4 protein-coding genes are annotated in these 3,710 nt (G+C 67.2%); 2 read left to right on the top strand and 2 right to left on the bottom strand.

What is annotated here, in order from left to right; genetic code table 11:
• Positions 1 to 98 precede the first annotated feature (98 nt).
• Positions 99 to 827, bottom strand: a complete 729-nt coding sequence (locus ACXJKR_RS27040; RefSeq protein ID WP_056196386.1) for a GntR family transcriptional regulator — start codon at positions 825 to 827, stop codon at positions 99 to 101.
• Between the two features lie 104 nt (positions 828 to 931).
• Here ACXJKR_RS27040 and ACXJKR_RS27045 point away from each other — a divergent pair, with 104 nt between their 5' ends.
• Positions 932 to 1,918 carry a malate dehydrogenase gene (locus ACXJKR_RS27045; RefSeq protein WP_056196384.1) on the top strand — a complete coding sequence of 329 codons (987 nt, stop codon included), beginning with the start codon at positions 932 to 934 and terminating at the stop codon, positions 1,916 to 1,918.
• 204 nt (positions 1,919 to 2,122) lie between these two features.
• Positions 2,123 to 2,545, top strand: coding sequence for a universal stress protein (locus ACXJKR_RS27050; protein WP_056196381.1), 423 nt, complete (start codon positions 2,123 to 2,125; stop codon positions 2,543 to 2,545).
• A gap of 81 nt (positions 2,546 to 2,626) precedes the next feature.
• On the opposite strand, the gene ACXJKR_RS27055 is transcribed toward ACXJKR_RS27050, so the two are convergent.
• On the bottom strand, positions 2,627 to 3,556 hold the full coding sequence (locus tag ACXJKR_RS27055; protein WP_457325442.1) for a universal stress protein: 930 nt from the start codon (positions 3,554 to 3,556) through the stop codon (positions 2,627 to 2,629).
• Positions 3,557 to 3,710: the final 154 nt, after the last annotated feature.

Raw genomic sequence — 3,710 nt, forward strand, 5'->3', positions numbered from 1 at the left:
GTCATGGTCGAGCCTGCGTAATCAATGTGAAACCGAAAGATTCTAGGGCCTAGATCCCCGTCAACCTTCGCACTTGCTGCACTGCGGCATTGTCAGATTCAGTTCAACTCATTGAGGTAGTGGTCTGCTTCGGTGTGGTAAAGCCCGCGACGCAATTCGACCGGTCGGTCGCCATAGGTGAACGCCACGCGCTCGACACTGAGCAGGGGTGCGCCGTCGGCAACACCCAGCAGTTCGGCGGCCTCGGCGGTGGCCGCCACTGCACGCAGCTTCTCCTCGGCGCGCACCATGTGCACCTGGAAGCGCTCCTCGAACAGCGCGTACAACGTGCCGGGGTAGGCGTTGATGACTTCGCTGCTGAGCCCGCGGAAGTGCCGTTCCGGCAGCCAGAGGTCGTCGAGCACGACAGCGCGGCCGCGCCGCAACAGCAGCCGCCTGACCTCGAGGACGGGCTCGGACGTGCGCAGATGCAGGGCCCGCGCCGTCTCGGCTGTCGCCCGCGCCCGCCGGCAATGCAGCAGCTCGCGCGTGAGGCCGGTGGTGCCATCGTCGGCCACCAGGCGCAGGAAGCGGTAGGCGTCGCGCGGCGCGGTATGCGTCGACACAAAGGTGCCGGCGCCCTGGCGGCGCTCGACGACATGGGCCGCTGCCAGTTCGTCCATCGCCTTTCTGACGGTGCCCGAACTGGCATGGAAGCGCTCGGCCAGCGCGGCCTCGCTGGGCAGGGCGTCGCCCGGCCGCCACTCGCCCGCTGCCAGCGCCGCAACGATCAACTGGCGGATTTGCTCGTACAGGGGGGCGGGCGGCCTTGGCTTCATTGGGGGCATGCGCGCATTGCAGCACAGGGTATGCCCGTACACTTCCCCGCCTTCAGGCGATGCGCGYGGCGCCGCCTAGACACCAGCTTCATCAACTGTCCCCGGAGATCTCCATGAGCAAGAAACCCGTTCGCGTCGCCGTCACCGGCGCAGCTGGCCAGATTGGCTACGCCCTGCTGTTCCGCATCGCCTCCGGCGAAATGCTGGGCAAGGACCAGCCCGTCATCCTGCAGCTGCTGGAGATTCCCGACGAGAAGGCTCAGAACGCGCTGAAGGGCGTGATCATGGAACTCGAAGACTGCGCCTTCCCGCTGCTGGCCGGCATCGAGGCCCACAGCGACCCGATGACCGCCTTCAAGGACACCGACTACGCCCTGCTCGTCGGCGCCCGCCCGCGCGGCCCCGGCATGGAACGCGCCGACCTGCTGGCCGCGAACGCCCAGATCTTCACGGTGCAGGGCAAGGCCCTGAACGCCGTCGCCTCGCGCAACGTGCGCGTGCTGGTGGTCGGCAACCCCGCCAACACCAATGCCTACATCGCCATGAAGTCGGCCCCGGACCTGCCGGCCAAGAACTTCACCGCCATGCTGCGCCTGGACCACAACCGCGCTGCCTCGCAAATCGCCTCCAAGACCGGCAAGCCGGTCGGCTCGATCGAGAAGCTGGCCGTCTGGGGCAACCACTCGCCCACGATGTACGCCGACTACCGCAACGCCACCATCGACGGCCAGTCGGTCAAGGCGCTGATCAACGACGAAGACTGGAACCGCAACACCTTCCTGCCGACCGTCGGCAAGCGCGGCGCGGCCATCATTGCCGCTCGCGGCCTGTCGTCGGCCGCCTCGGCTGCCAATGCCGCCATCGACCACATGCGCGACTGGGCGCTGGGCACCAACGGCAAGTGGGTGACGATGGGCATCCCCTCGGGCGGCGAATACGGCATCCCCAAGGAAGTCATGTTCGGCTACCCCGTCACCTGCGAAGGCGGCGAGTACAAGATCGTGCAGGGCATCAGCATCGACGAGTTCTCGCAGGAGTGCATCAACAAGACGCTGAAGGAACTGACGGACGAGCAGGACGGCGTCAAGCACCTGCTCTGAGGCGGCATCGACGGCGGGCTCGCCCGTCAGCCAGCTGCGAGACACCCTTGCGAGGGTGTCTTTTTTTTGCTTTCGCTCGCTGCGACAGCCCCGCGCCGCCCAAAAAGCGCGGCCGGGTCAGCCGGATCGATTGACAAAGCGCAAGTCGGCCCCCGGCCCGGGCGCGCAGGATCTGCCCTGCCCCGGATTCACCCAGGAGCCGCCATGAAGATCGTTCTTGCAGTCGACGGCAGCGCGTACACCAAGCGAATGCTCAGCTACCTCGCCGCCCACGACGAACTCGTGGGCAAACACCACGAATTCGTCGCCCTGAATGTGACGGCCCAGGTGCCGCCGCATGCGGCCCGCTTCCTGCCGCACGACACCTTGCAGACGTACTACGCCGACGAAGGCGAGAAGGTGCTCAAGCCGGTGCGCGAGTTCGCTGCCATGCAGGGCTGGAGCCTGCGTGAGCACCACGCGGTCGGCCATCCCGCCGAGGTATTGGCCGAGATCGTCAATGAAGAGGCTCCGGACCTGCTGGTCATGGGCTCGCATGGTCACGGGGCTTTCGCCGGTGCCGTGCTGGGCTCGGTGTCCGCGCGCCTGCTGGCCCATACCAAGGCGCCCGTGCTGCTGGTTCGCTAGTCAGCGAAGGTGCCGCCGGCGTCCTACTGCCGGTCACGGCCTGACAGCAGCACAGAGCGGCCGCAATGCCGCCCAGCATGCTCAGTGCGAAAGCAGCACCGGCACGGGCGAACTGGCCATCAACGTGCGCGTCACGCCGCCGAGCACAGCCTCGCGCAGGCGCGAATGGCCGTAGCCACCGGCGACGATCAGCTGGGCACCCATGTCCGCCGCGTGCGACAACAGCGCTTCGCCCGCCGCCACCTTGATGGGCACATAGCTGACCTTCACCTTCAGCCCATGACGCGCAAGCCAGAGCCCGATGTCGGCGCCCGGCATCTGGCCGTGATTGCGCCCCACGTCTTCAGGCGTCTCGAACACGGCCACCTCGACACTCGCCGCCTGCCTCAGCAGAGGAAGCGCATCACGCATGGCCCGTGCGGCTTCGCGGCTGCCGTCCCACCCGACCAGCACCCGTGACGCGGCCGGCACCTCGCACTCGCCCGCGAACGGCAGCACCAGCAGCGGCCGGCCCGAGCGCAGCAGCATTTCCTGCGCCATCTGCGCCGACTGGCCGTTGCACGCGTCGTCGGGATTCAGCTGGGAGACCACGGCCAGGTCGCAGTAGCGCGCTGCAAGCGTCATCACTTCACCTGCATAGCCCATCTCGACGCGGCCTTCATAGGAGGTCACACCCAGGAGCGAGACCCGTTCCTGGAAGCGGCGCGCGCAGTCGAGTGCCCGGCTGCGCAGTTCATTCATCGCCGCCTGCTGATAGGCGGCAAGCCCCCCGCCTCCGGCGCCTTCGGGCGGCAGGGCGTACCACCCGGCCGGCGCAAGGCCGATGAGATGAGCCTCGTACCGCAGGGCCAGCGCCGCGGCAGCGTCCACGCGGCCCTGGACGTTCACTCCACTGTCGAGGTGAACGAGGATGCTCTTGATTCCCATGCTGTTTCTCCATTGACGCCGTGGCGCCGTTGCGTGCGCCAGATGTTTCTCGACGGCGACGGTGGCGTGGTTGACCCCGGTCAATGAAAGCAGGGGTTTCTCGCTGCCGCCGGGTCGGGCTTCCGTTCTTCAGTCGGTGACGCCCTGGAAGCTGAGCCTATTGATCCCGCGCAACGCGGCGCAAGCTCCACCTCGCTAGCCTTGGGTGATGAATACCCATGCGCGACGCGTTCTCCTC

This window comes from Roseateles sp. P5_E11, from assembly GCF_054049355.1.

Excerpts from the sequence above, each read along its gene's own strand:
- ACXJKR_RS27040 (WP_056196386.1), bottom strand. The coding sequence starts at position 827 with ATGCCCCCAATGAAGCCAAGGCCGCCCGCCCCCCTGTACGAGCAAATC.
- ACXJKR_RS27045 (WP_056196384.1), top strand. The coding sequence starts at position 932 with ATGAGCAAGAAACCCGTTCGCGTCGCCGTCACCGGCGCAGCTGGCCAG.
- ACXJKR_RS27050 (WP_056196381.1), top strand. The coding sequence starts at position 2,123 with ATGAAGATCGTTCTTGCAGTCGACGGCAGCGCGTACACCAAGCGAATG.